The sequence below is a fragment of the Cupriavidus sp. DL-D2 genome (genome assembly GCF_039710735.1).
GTDB lineage: Bacteria > Pseudomonadota > Gammaproteobacteria > Burkholderiales > Burkholderiaceae > Cupriavidus.
Genome location: NZ_JBDKXK010000032.1, coordinates 1 through 21862, shown reverse-complemented (window position 1 = coordinate 21862; position 21862 = coordinate 1). Strand labels below are relative to the sequence as shown.

At 66.0% G+C, this 21862-nt stretch carries 20 protein-coding genes; 12 read left to right on the top strand and 8 right to left on the bottom strand.

Annotated elements, in window-relative coordinates; genetic code table 11:
• Window positions 1-58: 58 nt before the first annotated feature.
• A complete protein-coding gene (locus ABDB81_RS18005; RefSeq protein ID WP_137927463.1) occupies window positions 59-1123 on the top strand; it encodes a VWA domain-containing protein in 1065 nt (354 codons plus the stop codon).
• A 31-nt stretch (window positions 1124-1154) separates the two neighbouring features.
• On the opposite strand, the gene ABDB81_RS18000 is transcribed toward ABDB81_RS18005, so the two are convergent.
• Window positions 1155-2615, bottom strand: a complete 1461-nt coding sequence (locus ABDB81_RS18000; protein ID WP_160473899.1) for a hypothetical protein — start codon at window positions 2613-2615, stop codon at window positions 1155-1157.
• A 148-nt stretch (window positions 2616-2763) separates the two neighbouring features.
• On the opposite strand from ABDB81_RS18000, the gene ABDB81_RS17995 reads away from it, so the two are divergent.
• From ABDB81_RS17995 to ABDB81_RS17985, 3 genes are all read left to right on the top strand, one after another.
• Window positions 2764-4053: an MASE1 domain-containing protein gene (locus ABDB81_RS17995; protein ID WP_346812599.1), complete on the top strand. Its 1290-nt coding sequence runs from the start codon at window positions 2764-2766 to the stop codon at window positions 4051-4053.
• Window positions 4046-5533 (top strand): acyl-CoA-binding protein, encoded by a 1488-nt coding sequence (locus ABDB81_RS17990; protein ID WP_346812597.1) that lies wholly within the window; start codon window positions 4046-4048, stop codon window positions 5531-5533. Before ABDB81_RS17995 ends, ABDB81_RS17990 begins: the two co-directional genes overlap by 8 nt.
• 130 nt (window positions 5534-5663) lie before the next feature.
• Entirely contained in the window at window positions 5664-6566 is a 903-nt protein-coding gene (locus tag ABDB81_RS17985; RefSeq protein WP_137927459.1) for a DMT family transporter, read from the top strand.
• Between the two features lie 25 nt (window positions 6567-6591).
• On the opposite strand, the gene ABDB81_RS17980 is transcribed toward ABDB81_RS17985, so the two are convergent.
• The 4 genes from ABDB81_RS17980 to ABDB81_RS17965 form a co-directional block, all read right to left on the bottom strand.
• Complete coding sequence (locus ABDB81_RS17980) at window positions 6592-7851, bottom strand: glutamate carboxypeptidase (protein ID WP_346812593.1); 1260 nt, start codon at window positions 7849-7851, stop codon at window positions 6592-6594.
• Between the two features lie 145 nt (window positions 7852-7996).
• Entirely contained in the window at window positions 7997-9325 is a 1329-nt protein-coding gene (locus ABDB81_RS17975; RefSeq protein WP_137927457.1) for a HAMP domain-containing sensor histidine kinase, read from the bottom strand.
• On the bottom strand, window positions 9322-9993 hold the full coding sequence (locus tag ABDB81_RS17970; protein ID WP_137927456.1) for a response regulator transcription factor: 672 nt from the start codon (window positions 9991-9993) through the stop codon (window positions 9322-9324). Before ABDB81_RS17970 ends, ABDB81_RS17975 begins: the two co-directional genes overlap by 4 nt.
• A 4-nt stretch (window positions 9994-9997) precedes the next feature.
• Entirely contained in the window at window positions 9998-10372 is a 375-nt protein-coding gene (locus tag ABDB81_RS17965) for a PepSY domain-containing protein (protein WP_137927455.1), read from the bottom strand.
• A gap of 86 nt (window positions 10373-10458) precedes the next feature.
• On the opposite strand from ABDB81_RS17965, the gene ABDB81_RS17960 reads away from it, so the two are divergent.
• Window positions 10459-10641, top strand: coding sequence for a hypothetical protein (locus ABDB81_RS17960; protein WP_137927454.1), 183 nt, complete (start codon window positions 10459-10461; stop codon window positions 10639-10641).
• A gap of 24 nt (window positions 10642-10665) precedes the next feature.
• Here the strand turns inward: ABDB81_RS17960 and ABDB81_RS17955 are convergent, their stop codons facing one another.
• Window positions 10666-12672, bottom strand: a complete 2007-nt coding sequence (locus ABDB81_RS17955) for an arylsulfatase (protein WP_346812584.1) — start codon at window positions 12670-12672, stop codon at window positions 10666-10668.
• Window positions 12673-12887: 215 nt separating this feature from the next.
• Between ABDB81_RS17955 and ABDB81_RS17950 the strand changes: the two genes are divergently transcribed.
• The 6 genes from ABDB81_RS17950 (at window position 12888) to ABDB81_RS17925 (ending at window position 19059) form a co-directional block, all read left to right on the top strand.
• Window positions 12888-15107 (top strand): catalase, encoded by a 2220-nt coding sequence (locus ABDB81_RS17950; RefSeq protein WP_346812581.1) that lies wholly within the window; start codon window positions 12888-12890, stop codon window positions 15105-15107.
• A 42-nt stretch (window positions 15108-15149) separates the two neighbouring features.
• Window positions 15150-15695, top strand: a complete 546-nt coding sequence (locus ABDB81_RS17945) for a CinA family protein (protein WP_346812579.1) — start codon at window positions 15150-15152, stop codon at window positions 15693-15695.
• 198 nt (window positions 15696-15893) lie between these two features.
• On the top strand, window positions 15894-16916 hold the full coding sequence (locus ABDB81_RS17940; protein WP_346812577.1) for an acyl-CoA dehydrogenase family protein: 1023 nt from the start codon (window positions 15894-15896) through the stop codon (window positions 16914-16916).
• Window positions 16913-17506, top strand: a complete 594-nt coding sequence (locus tag ABDB81_RS17935) for a class I SAM-dependent methyltransferase (RefSeq protein WP_346812574.1) — start codon at window positions 16913-16915, stop codon at window positions 17504-17506. Before ABDB81_RS17940 ends, ABDB81_RS17935 begins: the two co-directional genes overlap by 4 nt.
• Window positions 17503-18213 carry a glycosyltransferase gene (locus ABDB81_RS17930; protein ID WP_160473907.1) on the top strand — a complete coding sequence of 237 codons (711 nt, stop codon included), beginning with the start codon at window positions 17503-17505 and terminating at the stop codon, window positions 18211-18213. Before ABDB81_RS17935 ends, ABDB81_RS17930 begins: the two co-directional genes overlap by 4 nt.
• 117 nt (window positions 18214-18330) lie before the next feature.
• Window positions 18331-19059 carry a PIG-L family deacetylase gene (locus ABDB81_RS17925; protein WP_346812571.1) on the top strand — a complete coding sequence of 243 codons (729 nt, stop codon included), beginning with the start codon at window positions 18331-18333 and terminating at the stop codon, window positions 19057-19059.
• A gap of 251 nt (window positions 19060-19310) precedes the next feature.
• Here ABDB81_RS17925 and ABDB81_RS17920 read toward each other — a convergent pair whose 3' ends face one another.
• Window positions 19311-19859, bottom strand: a complete 549-nt coding sequence (locus tag ABDB81_RS17920) for a BON domain-containing protein (RefSeq protein ID WP_346812569.1) — start codon at window positions 19857-19859, stop codon at window positions 19311-19313.
• A gap of 72 nt (window positions 19860-19931) precedes the next feature.
• The gene (locus ABDB81_RS17915) at window positions 19932-21035 is read right to left on the bottom strand and encodes a flavodoxin family protein (protein WP_346812567.1); all 1104 of its coding nucleotides are present in this window, start codon (window positions 21033-21035) and stop codon (window positions 19932-19934) included.
• A gap of 205 nt (window positions 21036-21240) precedes the next feature.
• Here ABDB81_RS17915 and ABDB81_RS17910 point away from each other — a divergent pair, with 205 nt between their 5' ends.
• Window positions 21241-21663 (top strand): PRC-barrel domain-containing protein, encoded by a 423-nt coding sequence (locus ABDB81_RS17910; RefSeq protein WP_346812565.1) that lies wholly within the window; start codon window positions 21241-21243, stop codon window positions 21661-21663.
• Window positions 21664-21862: the final 199 nt, after the last annotated feature.

Sequence of the window (21862 nt, the reverse complement as noted above, 5' to 3'; positions counted from 1 at the left end):
CCTTCGTGCCCTGGAAAATACAGTACCATCCTCTTAACCACGCGCCAAGGAGCAGGGCATGCAGTTTCTCTGGCCACAAGTGCTCTGGCTGTTGCTGGCGCTCCCACTGCTGGTGGCCGCCTACCTGTATCTGATCGCCCGGCGCAAGAAGGGCGCCGTGCTCTATGCAAGCCTTGCATTGCCACGCGCTGCGCTGGGTCCGCGCCAGCGCATCCGGCGTCATATTCCTCCTACGCTCTGCCTGCTTGGCCTCGCCGCTGCACTGATTGCGTGCGCACGACCCATGGCGACGGTCACATTGCCTTCGGATGTCATCACACTGGTGCTGGCGATGGATGTCTCGCGCAGCATGGAAGCCACCGATGTGGCCCCGACGCGCATCACCGCAGCGCAACAAGCCGCGCGCGACCTGATTGTGGGATTGCCCGCCAGCGTGCGGCTGGGCATCGTGTCGTTTGCCGGCACAGCCACGGTGGTCCTGCCCCCCACGGGCAACCGGCAGGACATGATCGACGCCATCGACCGCTTTCAGTTGCAGCGCGGCACCGCCACGGGCAGCGGACTGATCCAGTCACTGGCCGTGCTGTTCCCCGATGACGGCATCGACCTGGAGACGATCCTGTTCAGCACCGAAGCGTCGCGCTTCGGCGCCCGCACCGGTCCGCTGGACGAAGCCGCCGCGGCCGATGCCGCCCGCAAGCGCGAGCAGGAGCGCCCGCCCGTGCAGCCCGGCTCCTATCGCCATGGCGCGATCATCCTGCTCAGCGATGGCCGCCGCACCACCGGCCCCGATCCCATCGACGCTGCCCGCATGGCCGCCCAGCGCGGCGTGCGCGTCTACACGGTAGGTTTCGGCTCCGCGCAGGGCGGCGCCGCCGGCGAGCCCAGCCTGTCCTACTTCATGCAACTCGACGAACCTTCATTGCGCGCCGTGGCGACGATGACCGGTGGCGAATACTTCCAGGCCGGATCGGCAGCCGACCTGTCGCAGGTGTACCGCCAACTCAGTGCACGCTTCGCACTCGAACGGAAGGAAACGGAAGTCAGCGCCCTGCTTGCAGCGGCGGCGGCCGCGCTGCTGTTGCTGGCGGGCGGGTTGTCGATGATCTGGTTCCGGCGCTAGGGGCCCGCTGTGGCCCGGATCGCATGCGCGGTCAGCCCGCCTGCCCCTCTCCGTCGTCGCGCCGCCATTGCCGGCGTTGCGTCCACAGCCGTTTCAGCACGGGCAGGCCCAGTCTCCCCAGACGCCACCCGGCCCTGGCGTGCCCGTGCGTGTCCACGAGCAGACTCAGCGCGCGTGCATAGTCGCGCACCAGTCCGGGTGTCCACGCCATGGTCTTGCCGCGCTTGCGGATCTGCGCCGCCAGCCATAACTCCGGCGTCAGCATGACCTGCAGCAGCAAGCCCCACGTGTGGCGATTGCCGCGCTGCCGCATCAGCGCCCCTTCCACCGCAGCCTCCAGCGCACGGGCCACGCTGACCGCACAGTTCCGGTAGGTCAGGTTGTAGGTGGTGTCAGCGCTCCACGCGTGCCAGAAGCGTTCCAGTCGCGCGGCGTCGTAGTTGCGCAGATGCACGCGCGCCGTGGACTCTCCGCGCCGGGCCGCCTCGGACGCGTAATCCGGCTCGAACATGCCGGCCACGTCGTTGTCCGCCGAGGCACGCAACGCCTGCGTCACGCTTTCGGGCGTACGGCTCAGCGGTTCTGCCGGATCAAAGCTGATGTAGATGCCCTCGGGAGACTCCAGCGCCGTGTGCCCTGTCCAGATCGCGCCATTCGCGTCCACAGCCGCGATATAGCGATCGATCAGCGGCCGGCGGCGCAGCCGCTGCCCGGCGCCCGAGGGCGTCCAGACATGAACGGTCAGTGCCGGCGCGCCCGTGTCGGCCACCGGGGGCACGTGGCGGGGCGGCGGAAACAGCAGCGTCTTGGTGACCTTGTGCACGGGCGCCTGTTCGGCATCGGCCGCCCAGAGCGGCGGCGCGGTACGGCGCTCCTGCGGCTCCACCCGGCCCTGGCGGCGACGCGGACCGTGCATCAGGCTTTCGATGGTGGCGGTCTCCGGGACGCGCATGGCCCGGTAGGCCAGCATGACCATGCTCCAGCCGCCGAACAGCAGCCACATCGACAGCGCATAGGGCACGGTGCCCGCGTAATGTGTGGGCCAGGGCTGATAGAAGAAGATGGCAATCAGGATTTCCAGCACGCCCATGCCCACGGCCCAGCGCCATCGCGGAAACCGCACCACGCTGGCCGAGACGCACTGCAGCAGGCCATCGACCAGGAACAGCGTGCCGAAGATCATCGACAGCCAGAAATTGCCGTGATGGTGGCCCGCCAGCACCAGCGATGCTGCCAGGCAGAGCGACAGTGCCTTGAAGATGCGCATGGCGCGCATGCCGCCGGCCCCGACAAAGGCCACCACAAGCGTGCCCACGCCGGCCAGGAGCAGCAGCATGGCGAATAGTTCCAGCGGAAAGAACCGCGCGCTGTCGAGGCCATCGACGAACAACGCCACGCCGGCCGCAAGAAACGCGATGCCGAGCCAGAACATCCCCCGCGCGCGCTCGCGCAGATAGTCGAACCCCAACAGGATCAGCACGAGGCGGATCATCGTTTCCCCAGGCGACGGTCTCCTCGCGGATTCTAGCCACAACGTTGCGCCTGCGCGACCTTGTACTACTATCGTCACATCGCCGCCGCCCGGCAGTGCCGGGCATGCCGGCCCTTCCGATGCAGGCCATCCGTCCCAGGAGAGACCCATGCAGTCAGCAGGCAGCCGGTTCATAGGGGTGGCAACGATAGTGACCGTGGCCTATCTCGCCGTCGGCGCCCTGTCGAGCGCGATGTCCGCCAGCGAGACGCAGGCCATCGCGGTCTGGCTGGCCTCCGGGGTCAGCTTCGGCGCCTGGCTGGCCTGTGCACCGGGCCGCCGGATGGCCGTGCTGGTGGGCACCGCCCTGGCGTCGCTGCTCTGGGGGCTGGCGGCCCATGACCTGGACGTGGTGGCCGCCGTCGTGTTCGCGGCCATCGAGACGGGCACCATTGCGCTGGGCGCGTGGATGGCCACGCGCGGCCAGCGCGAACCGCCACAGCCCTTGCTGCAGGCGGCCCTGATGGTGACCGGCGCCGTTGTCACCGGCGTGGTGGGCGCCACGCTGGCCAACGAGTTCTGGCGCTGGCTTCGGCCGGATACCCAGACCTTTGCCGCCGAGTGGCGCGCGTGGGCTTTCTCTACCATCGTCGGCATCCTGCTCGTCTCGCCCGTCATTACCGGTTTTCGTGGCTTTGCGATCAAGCGCTCAGGCGGCATGCCGATGAAGCAGTTCGGTGCGGGGGCGGCCATGTTTGCATTGTTCCTGCTGACCACGCTTGTCGTATTTCATCGGAGCATGCACTTCCGGTTCGACAGCATCGCCCCTACCCTGACCTACCTGCCGATGCCGTTCCTGCTGCTGGCGTCGATGTTCTGGGGGCCGCGCGGCGGATCGGTGGCCACGTTGGTGGGCGCGGTGCTGATCATCTGGCTGACCGCCAACGGCGGCGGCCCCTTCGCGGCCAACGAGGGATTCCAGGGCGAAGCCGTGATCGAGGTGCAGGCCTACGTCTGGGTCTGGGCGGTGCTGCTGCTCGTGGGGCGCGCCCTCAACGAGGCGCGCCGGCTGGCGCTGACCACGGCCCGCGAGTGGCAGTTGCGCTACGAGCGCACCTTGCAGGCTACGGGCGTGGCCAGCGTGGAGTTCGATGCCGTCACCGGTGCGGCGGTCGGGGGCGAATCGGCCCATGCAGTGCTGGGACCGGAAGCTACCCAGTTGCGCAATATCCGCGACTGGCTCGACCGTGTGGACGCGGCCAACCGCCCCTTCGCACAGGCGGGCTGGGACGCCGTGGCCAGCGGCCGGCACGACACCAGCAACGACGCCTACGAGGTGCATCTCGACGGCCGCAACCTGCATGTCCAGGCACGCCTGGCGCCGGTACGCGGCCCCGATGGTGCCGTGGAGCGCGTGGCCTGCCTGCTGCGCATGGCCAGCGGAGCGCAGCATGCGTGAACCCGGCGTGTTCCTGATCCATGGGCTCGGCGGCACCCAGTACGACCTCGGGTCCATGCACAAGCGGCTCAAGAACGCTGGCTTCGTCACCCACTCGCTCACGCTGCCGGGCCATGGCACGCAGCCCGAGGATCTGGCCCATGTGCGGGTCGAAGACTGGCTGGAAGCCGTCCGCGCGAAGTACCTGGAAGTGCGCGACCAGCACGACGTGCTGCACCTGATGGGCATGTGCATGGGTTCGCTGCTGGCCGTGGAGACCGCCAAGCGCGAGCGCCACGCCAAGGGCAAGCTTGTGGTGCTGGCGCCGCCGGTCTACATCGATGGGTGGGCCACACCCTGGTATCGCGCCGCACGCGCCCTGCTCTACCACGTACCCGGCGTGCCGGCGCGCATGAAGGTCATGGAGGAAGATCCCTACGGCATCAAGAACGAGCAGTTGCGCGCCATCGTCAAGGCCAAGTTCGAGCGTGGCGAGAACTTCCACTATGGCTGGGTGCCGCTGGCCTGTATCCGCGAGGTAGACCGCCTGCGCGCATTCGTGATGAGCGGGCTCGAACGGATCGTCTGTCCGACGCTGGTCGTACACGCGCGCGAGGACGAACTGACCAGCCTGCGCTCGGCGTCCTATCTCGTGGAACATATCGGCGGCAAGACGCGCGCGGGACTCGCCCGGATGGTGGTGCTGGAAGACAGCTATCACATGGTCTGCGTGGACAACGATCGGGAAATCGTGGCGCGCAACGTACTGGAGTTCCTCGATGCCACCACGGCAGCGTCGCTGGGCATGGGACCGGTGGATGCCGCCATGGCGCCTGCCGACATCGTGACGCTGCTCGGCACGGTGCGCCAGTGGCTGGAAGCCGGCGATTTTGCCGCGCTCTTTGCGGCAGGCATTCCAGACTTTGCATGGTTGCAGCCGGGCGCCAACCGGACCTCGGGTGCGTGGCGCGGCAGCAAGGGACTGGCACGGCTCAAGCGCTGGGCGCAGTCGGACCCGCCGCTACGCTTCAGCGCCTTCGGCATACCAAGCCTGAACGCCGGCGTGGCGGTGCTGCCCGCAACGCTGCAGGCCGGCAACGCACTGGCCTCGCCGGGCGTACTGGCCGTGGCGCTGCGCGCGGGCAAGCTGCTCGAAGTGCGATGGTTTCCGGACGACGTAGCGGCGGAAGACCGTTACTTCGGCGGCGCACCCGCCACCGACGGGCTAACGGCACTGGAGAAGGCGTTTGCCGATGCCGCCGCCGGCTCCAAAACGCTGCGCCAGGCGCCGGACAACGACACGCTGCTGGCGCTGTACTCGCTCTACAAGCAGGGCAGCGCCGGTGACGTCACCGGCGAGCGCCCCGGCATGATGGACATGGTGGGCCGCGCAAAGTGGGACGCGTGGTCGGCCCGCAAGGGCACCGATGCGACGGATGCCATGCAGAAGTATGTCGAGCTGGTAGCGGAACTGAAGGCGCGGGAGACGGTGGCGGTGTAGGGTTGGTTTTGTTTGCTCCCCTCTCCCACTTCATGGGAGAGGGGAGCGCATAACAAGCGGCTTTGGCTTTACGACACGCACATCCCCACAATCGCGGATAATGCCGAACCTCCTTCCCTCCCCTGCTGTCATGCCCAGCACCACCCGCCGCCGCATCGACCTCACCACGTTGTTCCTGCTGACATTCCCGCCGCTGGCCTGGGCTGGCAATGCCATCGTCGGACGCCTCGCCGCTGGCACCATTCCGCCCATCACGTTGAATTTTGTGCGATGGGTACTGGCCGGGCTGCTGCTGGCGCCGTATGCATGGCGCGGCGTGGTGACACACCGTGCCGCGCTCCGGCAGCATGCGGGGGTGCTCTGCGCCATGGGTGCGCTGTCGATTGCCAGCTACAACGCGTTCCAGTATCTGGCGCTGACCACCTCCACGCCGATCAACGTCACACTGATTGGCGCGTCCACGCCGCTGTTTTTGCTGATCATCGGCGCATTGTTCTTTGGCGAACGTGTGAAAGGCTGGCACGTTGCCGGGGCGCTGCTGTGTCTGGTCGGCGTGTCCTTTGTGCTGGTGCGGGGCGAACTGGGCCGCTTGGCGCAACTCGATTTCGTGGCGGGCGACCTGTTCATGCTGGCCGCCACGGTCACGTGGAGCGCCTACACATGGCTGCTGCGCAAGCAGCGCCCCGACCTGCCGTTGCCCGTACTGCTGTTCGCGCAGATCGTGGTGGGAGCCATCGTCAGCCTGCCGTTCACCGCGTGGGAACTGGCCACGCTCGATCATGCGCTGCACTGGAACCCGAAGGTCGCGGGCATCCTGCTCTATGTGGCCACCATCCCGTCGCTGATGGCGTACTTCATCTGGGATCGCGCCATCGCGCGGGCCGGTGCGCAGTTGCCGGTCTTCTTCATCACGTTGACGCCATTGTTTGCCGCCCTGCTTTCCACGCTGCTGCTGGGCGACTGGCCGCGCTGGTATCACGCGGCCGGACTGGTGTTCATTGCAGCAGGCATCGTCCTGGCGCAGCGACGGTAGCCGCGCCAGTCTCCGGACTAGCGGCTCAGCGGCCCAGACTCAGGTCCATGATCATTCGCGCGCCCAGGTAGAGGCGCCGCGGGATGGCATCGATGACGATGTACTCATCCGAGTTGGTGTGATAGCCGACGCCGGGCAGCCCCATGCTTTCCAGCACGGGCTTGCCTGACAGGGCCGCATAGGCGGCATCGCTGCCGCCGCCCGTGCGGACCTCCGAGACGGCGATCTGCCCGCCCACTTCGGCGTAGATGGACCGGCCCTTGGCCGCCAGCGCCCTGCCCGCGTCGGAAGCATTGAACGCCGGGCGTCCCCGCAGCACATCGATCGTGATCTCCGAGTCCGGCAGGAATTTCTGCTGCGCGCGCTCGTTCAGCATCGACGTGATCGCATCCAGATCCTGATTCCTGCCATAGCGCATGTCGGCGGTCAGCGTGGCCTGCGCGGGAATGGCATTCGAGGCCGAGCCCGCGGAAGCCAGTGTCCAGTTGAAGCGGATCTCGCGATCCTTGTTGTCGATATCCTGCGTGCGCAGGATCAGGCTGGCGGCTTCGGTCAGCGCGTTGACACCGGCTTCCGGTGCCACGCCTGCGTGCGAGGCTTTGCCGTGGATGGTAGCCGTGGCGTGGGCGATGCCCGAGGTGGCCAGACCGAAGCCTTCATTGGATGCCAAGGCTGGCTCGTGCGACAGCACGTAGTCATGGTCGGCCGACAACGTCTGGATCAGGTCGCGCGAGCCGAACGAGCCGGTTTCCTCGTCGGTATTGAACAGCACGGTCAGCGTGCCGTAGTCCCGGAAGCCACGCGCATTGAGCAGCGTCAGCGTGTGCAGGATGACCGCGATGCCGCCCTTGTCGTCGGCGATGCCCGGCCCATAGGCCCGGTTGCCTTCCACGCGGAACGGCGCATTCGCCAGGAAACCGGGCGGATAGACCGTGTCCATATGCGCCATCAGCAGGATCTTGCGCGTGCCAGTGCCTTGTAGTGTGCCGACGATGTTCTGGCCCGCGCTGCCATCGGCGGTCTTGTGGCGCGTTACGGTGGCGCCGAGCGCGGTGAGTCGGCCTGCAAGGTAATCGCCCATCGCCAGCAGGCCGGTCTCGTTGCCGGGGCCGCTCTCGATGTTGACCAGTGCTTCGAGCGTGGCGAGCGCGCCCGCCTGCTGGCCCTGCGACGCCGTGTCGAGTGCGCTGTCGTAGGTAGGCGAGGCGGCCGAGGTATCGCCGCACCCACTGGAAACCAGCACCGCTGCGCCGAGCGCCAGCGCACCGAGTATGTACTTCCGCATTGCTTTTCACTCCTTGTCGAACCCTGCACGCGGCAGGAAAACGGGAATGCCGGCGCCGTGGCGCGCGGTTTATCGCGCCGGCGTCGGCGCGGGGCATTTAGCCTGCAATGCGGAATTCGAAACTTGATGAGAAACAAGGGATAGGTCACGGACCCGGCAGATGCAACGTGGCAGCCAGACCGCCCAGCGACGACTTGCCCAGCGCAAGTTCGCCACCATACAGCGTGCAGATATCGCGCACGATGGCCAGCCCCAGGCCGCTGCCCTCTGCGGCTTCGTCGAGCCGAGCGAAGGGCTGCACCGCGTGGCGCATGGCGTCGGCCGGCATGCCAGGACCATCGTCCTCGATGCGGATGTGCATGCGCCCTGCATCGCCGTCCAGCGTCACGCGAATCTCGCTGCGCGCCCACTGCCAGGCGTTGTCGAGGAGGTTGCCGAGCATCTCCACAAGGTCCTGCCGATCACCGGAGAACGCCGCCTCGCCATCGATGCGCACACTTACCGGCCGCTCGGCATGCAGGCGTTCCAGCGCGCGCGCCAGCGACGCCACCGCCGGCCGCACCGGCACGGCCGTGCCTCGCGCGGCACCGCCCGCCCCCGCTGCGCGGGCTCGCGCCAGGTGGCGATCCACCTGCTGGCGCATGGCGTCGAGCTGCTGCTGCACACCGTGCGAGGCAGGTTCGGGCAACGCCGCCGCACTGTTCGACAGGATGGCCAGCGGCGTCTTGACCGCGTGGGCCAGATCGGCGGCCTGCCGCCGCGAGCGTTCCACGGCCTGCCGGTTGCGCTCCAGCAACGCGTTGATCTCGTCCACCAGCGGCTGCACTTCGGCGGGAAATGTTCCCACCAGCTCGGAACTGGAACCCGCATGCAGCCCGGCCACGGCCGCGCGCAGGCGCGACAGCGGGGCCAGCCCGAAACGGATCTGCGCCCACACCGCGCCGAGGATGCCCACCCCCAATACGCCGAGCGAGAGCCACAGCAGATGCCGGAACGAGCGTTTGGCGTGGCGCAGTTCGGTACGGTCCAGCGCCACGGTCACGTCGATGGGTGTATCGGTGCCCGCCAGTTGAAGCTTGCGCGACTTTACGAGCAGCGACTGTTCGCGCGGACCGATGCGGATGTCGGCATCGCCGTGGCCTACGGGACGCTCCACCTGCGTGGGGATGTCCACGTCCCACAACGAGCGCGAGCGCAGCGTCTGGTTGCCAGCAGATGCCTGCCAGTACGCGCCCGAATAGGGCAGGTCGAAGCGCGGCTCCGCGGGCTGACGCGTAAGTTCCAGCGTGCCGTCCGCACGCCATTCCAGCGCACCTGCCAGGCTGGCGAGGTCGCGGTCCAGTTCCACGATGTAGGTGCGATCCACATGGCGACCGAACAGCGCGTCGAGTATCCATCCGGTGGTGCAGAGCGTGCCGGCGATCCACAACGCTGCAATGGCGAGCAGACGCCACGCCAGCGACTTGCGTATCACGCCGAGGCCTCCGGATCGCGCAGGCGATACCCTAGCCCCCGCACGGTCTCGATCACATCGACGCCAAGCTTGCGGCGCAGGCGTCCAACGAAGACCTCGATCGTATTGCTGTCGCGGTCGAAATCCTGCGCGTAGATGTGTTCGGTGAGAGTGGTCTTGCTGACGATCTCGCCCTGGTGATGCATCAGGTAATCGAGCACGCGCAACTCATGCGCGGTCAGCGACACGGGCGCGCCGTGCACGCTTACCTGCCCCGTACCGGGCACAAGCTGCACCGGGCCACAACCCAGCGTCGGCGCCACGCGGCCCGCCGAACGGCGGATCAGGGCGCGGATACGCGCCAGCAGTTCCTCGACGCGAAATGGCTTGGCAAGATAGTCGTCAGCCCCGGCGTCGATACCTTCCACCTTCTCCACCCAGCTATCGCGCGCGGTCAGGATCACTACCGGAACGGTATTGCCCGCCTGCCGCCAGCGCCGGAGCACCGACAAGCCGTCGAGCTGCGGCAGCCCGAGATCGAGCACCACAGCATCGTAGGGGTACTCCGCGCCCAGGTGCGCCGCGTCGATGCCATCCGCAGCATGGTCGACGGCATAGCCGGCCTGTGCCAGCGCATGCGTGAGTTGCTCCGCGAGCACCGCTTCGTCCTCGACGATCAGGATGCGCATGGCGTCAGGGCTTGCGGGCGCTGTCGAGATCGCGGCCCTTGGCTTTGATCAGCTTGCCGTCACGGGCGTCGTATTCGAGCTTGGCCACGCTGCTGGTGGGCAGCAGGAGCTTGACTTCGTAGGTCCAGACGCCGTCGTCGCGATCGAGTTTTACATCGATCACATCGCCGGTGTACTGGCGCGCCACCGTATCGAGAATGCGGGACAGAGGAAGGATTTCGCCGGAGCGCAGCGCGGCGCGGGCGCGGTCGGCATCGGGGTCCGCATGGGCCGGGCCCGCCATGCCCGCCACGCCGAGCATGGCGACGAGCACGCCGGTACGAGCCAGGCGGCTCAGGCTGGATACGTGCGGAAGGAAGGAAAGGTGCGGGGACGTCATGGGGCGCATTGTCGGGGTCGCAACCTGAACAGTACCTGAACAGGCCGCTCAGGCGCCATTCAGGTTGATCCCCGCATCATGCAGCCATGCTCAACGTCCTGCCCCCTGCCATGCCTCCTGCCATGCCCTCTTCCACGACATCAGACCGCCCCACTCGCCATGGCCATCGCATGAACCGGCTGGGCGTGGCGCTTGCCCAGTTCATGCCGCTGGCCGTGGCGATGGCTGTGGCGGGCCTGCCATTCTGGTTCCAGACAGCAGGCTTCTGACGTGGCAAGGCTTCTGTCGATGCGTCAGTAGTAACCGCGCGGACGGGCCGGTTCCACGCCCCCCACGCTGGTCATGTACGTCTTCCACTGGGCAACCAATGCGTCGAGTACCGTCTGGTTGCTGGCGGACACGTCGGTGGTCTCGCCCCGGTCCGTCTTCAGGTCGAACAGCTCCCAGTGACCGTCCGCAGGACCACTCGGCGGCTCGGTCCACAGCGCCTTCCAGCGGCCATCGGCACTGCGCAACTGGGCGCGCCCATACGATTCCTCGCCAAACGCCGTGGTGCGCACCTCGCCCGCTACTTCGCCGCGCAGCAGCGGCAACAGCGACTGACCCGTGATGGGCCACACATTGCGGCCGTTGTAAACCACCTTGCCCTTGTTGGCATCCACGCCTGTCGAAGCATTGACGGCAGCCGGCGCGGCCTGCGTCGGCAACGCGACGCCCGCCACGTCCAGGAAGGTCGCGGTATTGTCGGTCACGTGCGTGAAGGCGTTCAGCGTCGGCTGTTGCGCGGTCTGCCCCGGCAGCTTGGCAATCATCGGCGTGGAGATACCGCCCTCGCCCATGTAGCCCTTCAACTGCCGGAACGGTGCGGCGCTGACCTCGGCCCAGCGCAGGCCGTACTGAAGCTTGGGCACCGATTGCAACCCGTTGTCCTTGCCCAGCGCGGAGAACGCCGGCTCCTGCGCGTTGGCCGTGTCGTAGGCGGTGGGGTCGGTGCTGTTGGGCCAGCCCTCGGCGCCGTTGTCCGACTGGAACATGATGAAGGTGTTGTCGTACTCCCCGATGTCCTTCAGGTGCTGTACCAGCAGGCCGATGTTGTAGTCGAGGTTCTCGACCATGCCCGCGTAGATTTCCATGTAGCGCGCCTGCACCTTGCGCTCGTCGGCAGACAGGCTGGCCCATGTCTTGTTGACGTAGCCGGGGCCGTAGTCCGAATAGCCCTGCGTGGGACCGTTCAGCGCGTTGATGTACTTCGCGCCAGCCGTGCCGTTTGCCGCGCTGCCCGCCGATGCGGCCAGCGTCTCCGGCGCGCCGCCAAACGCATTGAAGTCGGCGGGCAGGATGCCCAGCGTCTTCTGGCGCGCGATCCGTGCATTGCGGATGGCGTCATAGCCCGCGTCGTAGCGGCCTTTGTATTTGCTCAACCAGGGTTCCGGCACCTGCAGCGGCCAGTGCGGCGACGTGTACGCAGCGTACGCGAAGAATGGCTTGCCGTCGGCCTTGTTGGCATCGATGTACTGGATCAGCTTCTGTGTGTAGAAGTTCGTCGAGTAGAACGTGGCAGGCGAGCCACCCGTGCCGCCCGCCTGGCCGGGCTGCCCCGGCTGCACATACTGGCCATCCTCGGTGTAGTTCTTCGAACCGGCAGCCTCATGCGCGAAGTGATTCGACGCGGCACCGCCCAGCAGCGCGTAGCTGCGCTCGAAGCCCCATTGGTCGGGCGTTTTGCCCAGCGATGCGGCCGATCCGGCGATCCCGTTGCCCAGGTGCCACTTGCCGGCCATATACGTGTGATAGCCAGCGTCTTTCAGCAGTTGGGCCACCGACAGCGAGCTGTCGTTCAGGTAGCCCTCATAGCCCGGCAAGCCCTTGCGCTCGTCGTTTGGCGCGCCCATGGTGCCTTCCCCCACGAGGTGGTGATCCGTCCCGGAGATCAGCATTGATCGCGTGATGGCGCAAACGGTGCCCGTGTGGTGATTGGTCAGGATGCGGCCGGATGCCACCAGCGCGTCAAGGTTCGGCGTATCGATCTCGCCGCCGAATGCCTTGATGTCCGAATAGCCGAGATCGTCGGCCATGATGTAGAGGATGTTGGGGCGCTTCTGCGGCGTGGTGGGCGTTGGCGTGGCCGTGGTGCCGCCGCCATTGGATGCGATGGGCGTGTTGTTATCCGAGCCGCAAGCGACCAGCCCCGCCACTGCGGCAGCGCTGGCGGCGACGAGTGCCAGCCGGGTAACAAGCGGAGAAGCAAGCGGCGCGCGGCGGCTCGACCGCGCGGATGGGGATGCGTGATGGAATGTCATTGTTGTGGTCACGGCCATGGGAAAGAGCAGCGATGCTATGACGTGGCGGGGCGCCGACGAAGCAACATTTCCGCATGCCGATCTTCGAAAAACGTGCTTGGGGCAACGCCTGATGACGCGCTATGCTGGCGCCCCTGCTGCCCTTTCCTGCCGATGGCACGCAACCTGCAGCGCCAGGCTCTCCAGACCCATATCACCCACAGAGGAGAGTCCCCATGGCAAAGCAGTCAGCAGGCAAAGGAAAAGGCGCCACGACCCCCGGCGGCCAGCCGCAAAACCCCTCGCACGGCACCGGCAGCAATGACGATGGCACCTATGAAAAGGCCGTGGCAGACCGCCTTGCCGGCAATCCGGGCCATGTGGGGTCGCCCAGCGTCGGCACGCTGGTTTCGAACGCAGGCAAGACGCTGACCACCAATTCGGGCCTGCAAATGCCCGAGGACGACAACTCGCTCAAGCTCGGCCTGCGCGGCCCGACGCTGCTGGAAGATTTCCATCTGCGTGAAAAGATTACGCACTTCGATCACGAACGGATTCCCGAGCGTGTGGTGCATGCGCGCGGTGCGGCAGCGCACGGCTACTTCGAGCTGACCGAGTCGCTGGAAGACGTCACCACGGCCGATATCTTCACGCGCGTGGGAGAGCAGACGCCGGTCTTCGTGCGCTTTTCCACCGTGGCCGGCTCGCGGGGTTCCGCCGATCTTGCACGCGATGTGCGCGGCTTTGCCACGAAGTTCTACACACGTCAGGGCAATTTCGATCTGGTGGGCAACAACATGCCCGTGTTCTTCATCCAGGATGGCATCAAGTTTCCGGACTTCGTCCACTCGGTGAAAGCGGAACCGCATAACGAGATTCCGCAGGCCGCCTCCGCGCACGACACGTTCTGGGATTTCGTGTCGCTGCAGCCGGAATCGATGCACATGGTGCTGTGGACCATGTCGGGGCGCGCAATTCCCCGCAGTTTCCGCACGATGGAAGGCTTCGGCGTGCATACGTTCCGGCTGATCAATGCCAAGGGTGAAGCCACGTTGGTGAAGTACCACTGGAAGCCCGTGGCGGGCGCACATTCCCTGATCTGGGATGAAGCGCTGAAGATCAATGGCAAGGACCCGGACTTCCATCGGCGCGACATGTGGAACGCCATCGAGGCTGGCCAGTTCTTCGAGTGGGATCTTGGCGTGCAACTGGTGCCCGAGACCGAGATGCTCAAATTCGGCTTCGACCTGCAGGACCCGACGAAGATCATCCCCGAGGAACTGGTGCCGGTGCGCCGCATCGGGCGAATGGTGCTGAACCGCAATCCCGACAATTTCTTTGCCGAAACCGAGCAGGTAGCCTTCCACCCCGGCCACATCGTGCCGGGCATGGACTTCACGAACGATCCGCTGCTGCACGCGCGTCTGTTCTCGTACATCGACACGCAGATCACGCGGCTCGGTGGACCGAACTTTCATGAGCTGCCGATCAACCGTCCGCTCTGCCCCGTGCACAACAATCAGCGCGACGGCTTCATGCGGCAGACCATCGTGCAGGGCAAGGAGAGCTACCAGCCCAACTCGGTGAGCGGCGGCTGTCCGTTCCTCGCCGGCGACGCCGATGCGTATCACCACTTCCCCGCACCCGCCGAGGATGGCGCGGTAAAGAACCGCATCCGCGCCCATACGTTTGCCGATCACTTCTCGCAAGCCAACCTGTTCTGGCGCAGCCAGTCGGATGTAGAGAAGAAGCAGATCATCGACGCCTATACGTTCGAACTGTCCAAGGTCTTCTCTCCCGACATCCGCGCACGTGTGGTGGGACAGATCGTACATATCGCGCCCGAACTCGCGCAGGGGGTGGCCGACAACCTCGGCATCGCCGTGGAACCGGTAGGAAATCCTCCGCCCATCGACGACTACGGCATCGACGCATCGCCTGCGCTGAGTCTCGATTCACAGCCCAAGGGCGATATCACGGGCCGCAACATCGCGGTACTGGTCAATGATGGCGTGGACGATGATGCCGTGGCGTCCCTGCAATCGCTCGGCACGGCGGCGCGCGCCAACGTCAAGATCGTGGGCCCTCGCGCGACGGGTGTCACGACGGCTAGCGGCGCCACGTTGCCGGTGGACTTTGCACTGGCGTCGGTGGGTTCGGTGCTGTTCGATGCGGTCTACGTGCCCGATGGCAAAAGCCCGCCCGCCGAGCCCGATCCCAACGCACTGCTGTTCATCAGCGAATCGTACAAGCACTACAAGCCCGTGGGTGCAGGCGGATCTGGCGCGGCGATGGTCTCGGAAGCCGCACGGCGTGTGGGCCTGGCCGGCGGCTTTGCCGGACCGGGCGTGGTGATTTCCCCGACGGAAGACCCCGCCATGCACCAGGATTTTCTCGATGCGGTGGGGCAACACCGCTGGTGGGATCGGCCCGACGCATTGAAGATCCCGGTGTGATGCTGCGATGAAAGGGCCGCGTGTCTGGAGAGCGTCGCTGTCATGACTGCTGCCAATATCGCTCCCTCTGACGCGGCCCCGCAGGATGCGACGGACATGAAGGCGATCGCGCATTTTCTCAAGCGAAATGCGCTGACGCTATCCACTGCAGAGTCTTGCACGGCGGGCCTGATTGCCTCACGCATTGCCGAAGTGCCCGGCTGCGGCGCGGTGCTTCGGCTCGCCATCGTCACATACTCGCCCGATACGAAGACTGGCGTACTGCATGTGCCGCAGGAAACCATCGACCGGCACGGTCTGACCAGCGAGCCCGTGTCGCTGGCGATGGCGCGCGGCATGGCGGACTACACCGATGCCAGTCTGGTCATCGCCAATACCGGGGTGGCGGATGACGGCGCCGACGACGGCACGCCTCCCGGCACGCAGTGCTTTGCGTGGTGGTTCCGCCAGGGCGGCGCCGTGCCGCACGATATCGAGTTCAGCGAAACGCGCCGCTTCGGCGGCGACCGCAATGCCATCCGCATCGCTGCCGCCAGCTATGCGCTATCGCGCGTGCAGCACTATCACGCCCTCGCCGTACGCCGATGACGCCCTGCCCCACCGGGCATTTCGGATAAAAGCAGTAAAGATTGCCGTGCCGCCATGGGAGCATTGCGGCGGCATGACATCCGCCACATACGCCGCCAAGCCTTGCGGGACGCGGCAATCGCGCCGCGCACGTTGCTGGCAGGGAACTTGCGGACGTGGGGCATATCCGCAACACGCTTCCTGGACCCGGATGCCCCCATGAATCCGCGCGAAACCCTCGACACCATCATCGACCAATGCGTCGATGCGAGCGGCATCCCGCTCCCCGGCAAAGGCGACACACTCGCCCGCTGGCAGTTACTGGCGACCATTGGCACGGAGTTCGGCGCCGTAGGCATCAAGCTCTTCGAGGCCCATGCCGATGCCCTCGCCATTCTGGCGGAAGTGGCCGATGTCACGCCGCCCTCGGCTACGCGCTGGGCGGTGTGGGCTGCAGAACCGCCCGACGCGAAAGTTCTCTGCGAAGTCTCTGTCGATACCGATACGCGTGCGCTCGCTGCGTCCACCCGCATGCGCAACGGTGAGCCGGTATTGCTCAATGGTCGCAAGGCGTGGTGCTCAGGCGCCAGCGGCGTGACGCATGCGCTGTTGACGTGCCATGACAGCGAAGGCGCATCGCGGCTCGCCGTGATCGACCTGCACGGACCCGGCGTGACAATCACCACCGATGGATGGCTCGCCGTGGGCATGGCGGCAACCTGCAGCGGCGATGTGTTGCTGGAGAACTGCCCTGCCCTCTGCATCGGCGGCGATCGTGCCTACCTGGACCGCCCAGGCTTCTGGCACGGCGGCGCGGGCATTGCGGCATGCTGGTATGGCGCGGTGTTGCCACTGGCCGATGCGGTTCGTCGTACCGTCAGCCAGCGCAAAGACCCACACGCTGCAGCACATCTCGGGGCTATCGATGGCGCGCTGGAGTCCGCCGCTGCACTGCTGCGCGAAACCGCCGCGTGGATCGACGCGCATCCTGCCGACAACGCCTTCGTGCCTGCCATGCGCCTGCGCACCGTGGTCGAGGCCGCTGCGCAAACGGTCTTGCACCGCGCGGGCCACGTGCTTGGCGCGGGCCCGTTGTGCCGCAATGGCCGTTTGGCCGCGCTCTATGCAGACCTGCCGGTCTTCCTGCGCCAAAGCCACGCCGAGCGCGACCTCGCAGCTTTAGGGCTTGCCGTGGCCGAACCCGTGACCGAGCCCGAAGCCCTTGACAGGTATCGGCTATGAACGCGACCACGAACTTCGACGCCATGTTCGAGCAGGCCGATCCGTGGGGATTCGAAACGCTCTGGTACGAAGCCCGCAAGCGCGACCTGCTGATGGCGGTCCTGCCCGAGAAGCATTACGGACGCGCGCTGGAGGCCGGCTGCGCCACGGGCCGGCTGACCGCCGAACTCGCCAAGCGTTGCGACGCGCTGCTGGCTGTCGACCTGGCCGAGCGCGCCGTGCGCCGCACGCAGGCGCGCATGGCTGCGCATCCGCATGTGAACGTGCGCCGCGCCACGCTGCCCGCCGACTGGCCGCCCGGTTCGTTCGACCTGATCGTGCTGAGCGAGATTGGCTACTTCTTCCAGCGCGACGACTGGCTGGCCACGGCGCGCCATGCGGGCGCCGCATTAAATCCGAACGGCACCATCGTGGCCTGCCACTGGCTGCGCCCCTTTGCCGAGCGCCAGATCGGCACGCGGCAGGTACACAGCGACGTGGCACGCCAGCCGGGCCTGCATCGCCACGTGCGGCATGTGGAACCGGACTTTGTACTCGAAGTCTGGTCACGCAATCCGCAGGCGCTACGGTTCAGGGAGGACATGCCATGATCGGCGTCGTGGTACCCGCGCATAACGAGGAAGATTGTCTCGCGGCATGCCTGACCGCACTGGGTGCGGCGGCGGGCCACCCGGGGCTGTCTGGCGAGCCAGTACTGGTAGTGGTTGTGCTGGACGACTGCACCGACGCATCTCATGCCGTAGTGCAGCGCCACGCCACGACGGGCGTGGCTTGCCTGGCCATCGCGGCCCGCAATGTCGGCGTGGCTCGCCATCACGGCGCCGAGCACCTGCTGGCGCTGAACGCCCGGTGGCTCGCATTCACCGATGCCGACACGTGCGTGGCACCAGACTGGCTGGTCGCCCAGCTCGCCCTGCGGGCGGACGCGGTGTGCGGTCTCGTCACTGTCAACGATTGGAGCCAGCAGCCCGGACACGTGCCCGCGCAGTTCGCCGCGCGCTACTGTCGTGAAGAGAATCACCGGCATATTCATGGCGCCAACCTCGGCATCTGCCCGCGCGCTTACGCCCGCGCAGGGGGCTTTCCGCCGCACGAGAGCAGCGAGGATGTGGCGCTGGTGCAGCGCCTGATCGCCATCAACGCGCAGATCGCATGGAGCACGCAGCCACAAGTGACCACCAGTGCGCGGCGCGAGGGTCGTGCACGCGGCGGCTTTGCCGACCATCTGGCGATGCTCTCCGCGCTACCCGTAGAAGGCGACGCAGGCGTGGTTGCCGCTTCTACACCGCACCGGTAAGAACGGCCGCCGGATTTGCAACGCCGGTCGGTGGCAGGTCGGCACGAACGTCTGGCATGCATCGTGCGATGCAGTCACGTCCGACCTCCCGTTTCTCCCACCAAGCCGAGCGCCAGCATGCCCCAGATCCCCGGACCATTGACCGTCATTTCCCCGCACCTCGATGACGCCGTGTTCAGTTGCGGCGGCCTGATCGCGGCGGCGGCAGACCCTGTAGTGGTCACGGTGCTCGCCGGCATTCCCGATGCAAAGCTTGAAGTACCCGAGTGGGATTGCGCGGCAGGTTTCGACAGCGTCTTGCATGCTGTCATGCATCGACGGCGCGAGGATGCGCGGGGGCTGGCCACGCTCGGCGCACGTCCTGAATGGCTCGATTTTCTCGACGGCCAGTATGGCCGGCCCTACACACCGAATCAGTTGCTCGGTGGCCTGGCGCGGACAGCAGCGCTGCAGCGTGGCGGCACGGTTGCCGTGCCGATGGGCCTGTTTCACAGCGACCACGTGCTGGTGGCCAACGCCTGCCTGCGCATGCACGCCATGGCGCAGGCGATGCACGCGGTGCACTCGGGTGGAGACGGCCAGCCCGATGCGGCACCCGTGCCGCCGCTCCAGTGGATTTTCTATGAGGAAGCCATCCACCGGCGCGTGCCTGGCGTCGTGCAGCGCCGGCTGCAGCACTGGCTGCAACAAGGGCTGCTTGCCACGCCAGTGACGTTTCCGCTCGCGCGTCACCACGTCATCAAGATGCGCGCGGTGGAAGCCTACGAAAGCCAGTTGCCATTGTTCAGCGCGGAACAGCTAGCGGACATCGGCGCGCCGGAACGGTATTGGACGCTGACGACGTAAGCATTCCTTGCTCCCCTCTCCCATGAAATGGGAGAGGGGTTGGGGGAGAGGGTATGAGGCTCTGCTTGCCTAACGCATCGCAATTTGCACCGCCGAGCCCCGCCCCCCCCCCCCCCTCCACTGGGGCGTGGGGGGGGGGGCCCGGCCCCGAGGCTCTGCGTGCCTAACGCATCGCAATTTGCACCGCCGACCCTCTCCCCCGCCCCTCTCCCGCACGCGGGAGAGGGGAGAAAACCACGGGGAAAACCCAATCAACTCCGATTCAGCGTACGTTCGGGCGACGGCGTGTCCATTGCGTCCGAACCACTGCGCTGCTGCACGCGAATACCGTTCTCGATGTCCCGCACGCCTGACACCGACTCTACAATTTCCTCGATGGTCCGCCGCTCATAGCGGTCTTCCACCGTGCCACCGAGCTTCACCACGCCAGCGGCCACTTCGACCGTGACCTCCGACACGTCGACGTCGGACTCCACGGCAAGCCGATCGCATACGTCGCCCAGCACACGGTCGTCCGGACGGTCGTAACCCTTCATGCCGCGCCACCCGCCTACGCTGGAGGAATGCACCGGTCGCGTGGGATGCGCACGATAACCGGGATCGCCGGGATAGAGCCGTTGTGCGCCGTTGTACGACTGGCCGCCGCTATCGCTATTGCCGAAATAGCCATTGCCGCCATAGCCATTGCCTCCATAGCGCGGATCGTTGTCGTTGTCGCTCTCGTCGTACCGCTGGGCGCCTCGATCACGACGGCCATCGTCGGCGCCAAAATCGAAAACGTTCTTCAGGAATTCAAACATGGTGTGCTCCTTGCCATATGCCACAGGGGGCCCCAGATAGTCCCGCGCAAGATCCATGCCGCGAGGAAAAGCCTACTTCGGACGCGGCCGTTTCAACGCATCGCCTACCTCAGGCAACTTACCGTTACGCCGCAGCACGACGGCCTGCGCCACGGCCGCTGCCACGTTCTCGACTTCGCGCTGCACATGGGTATCCGCATCCAGCGTGCGATGCGAGGTGGCATACGGTTCGTAATAGCCGATATAGCGGTCGAGTTGCGACGGCGCTCCGGCCTCGATCAGTCCCATCCATTGCAACCAGTCACCAAGCGAACGGCGCACGCCTTCGATGCCCGCCACATCTCCATGCACGACGAGCCCGAATACGCGGCCATCAAGATGCTTGGGATAGTCCCATCCATCGAGTTCGAGTTGCTTCGCTTCCGCAACAGTCTTGCCATGCGTGCTGCTGGGGTCCGGATTCCCGCCATCGGCACAGACCAGCCGGTCCATCATCAACTTGAGCGGACTCGTAGCCTGATACCAATACGTGGGCGTCACGATCATCACGCCATGCGCAGCCACCCAGCGCGGATAGATCTCGTTCATCCAGTCGTTGACCTGCCCCAGCGAATGGTTCGGATAGCAACTGCACGGCCAGTGGCAGAGGGGCATGGCCGTGGACACGCACCCCTTGCACGGGTGAATGTTCAAGTCCGGCTCCGAGGTCAGACGGCTGAGGTCGAGCGTATCGACCTGCATGCCCAGACCCTCCATGCGTGTGAGCGCCAGTTGGGCCATGCGCCACGACTTCGACATTTCTCCGGGACACGTGAAGTCGTTGCGCGACGCCGCCACGATCAGCAACACGCGCGATGGTGCCTTGGCATCATCGTGTTCGCGCTGCGCGCGCTCGATGGCATTGCGTGTGTCGATCCATTCCACCGCAATCTCGTAGGCAGGATCGGCAGCACCCGCCCCTGCCCGGGTCGTCATCGGCGCCTTGCGGCTATCGCAGTAGGCCTGCCATGCGATCTCTTCCAGCCGATCGATGGCGGCGTCTTCGGTGCGAAAAGCAGGATCGTCGAAGCGTGCGCGGAACCGCTTGCGAAAGACTTCGCGCGAGCACTTCTCGGTCACCTGTCCCTTGCGGATGTCGTGCGCTGCCGCAGCGACTTGTGGTTTCGTGGGTGTCATGTCATGAGGCGGCGTAAGAATTACCACCCGACCTTGCGCTGCGTTGTAGAAGCACCGACGCCAACCGGTATGGAGCCGGGTCGTCGACACGCCATTTCCATGGATGCAACGTTACGCGCAAGTTGCTTGCCAGCCCTGGGCACAGCCGGGCATGCCGGTTGCACGACAGCGGTTTCCCCCACCACTATCAGCAAGGAGTGCTTCCATGCAACCGATGACATCAGACCAGGGCGCCGGCATCGTCGGCACCGGCATAGGTGACGGCCCCGGCCCCGAGGTAATGGCCGCGTCAAGCCTCGACAGCACGAAAGTCTATTCGTCCGACGACGAACATGTTGGCGAAATCAAGGAGATCATGATCGACGTGCAGGCCGGCCGCGTGGCCTACGCCGTACTGACGACAGGCGGATTCCTGGGTATCGGCGACACGTTGCACGCCATCCCGTGGAGCGCGCTGGTCATGGATACCGACGCCAAATGCTTTCGCATCGGCCTGACCGCCGACCGCATCAAGGACGCGCCGGGATTCAACAAGGACAGTTGGCCATCGATGGCCGATCCGCAGTGGGGGGCTGCGGTGTACAAGTACTACGAGAGGGACCCGTATTGGACGGGGGCGGCTTTATGAGATGCCCCTCTTCCGTGTCCTGCTCCCCTCTCCCATGAAATGGGAGAGGGGTTGGGGGTGAGGGCATGACGTTGACATTGCGACGTGTCGGTGATTGCACCGCGGGCCCTCACCCCCAGCCCCTCTCCCGCAAGGCGGGAGAGGGGAGAAAACAAACGCATGGCAGCGATACGGTCAGCCCTTCAAAAACCCCACCACC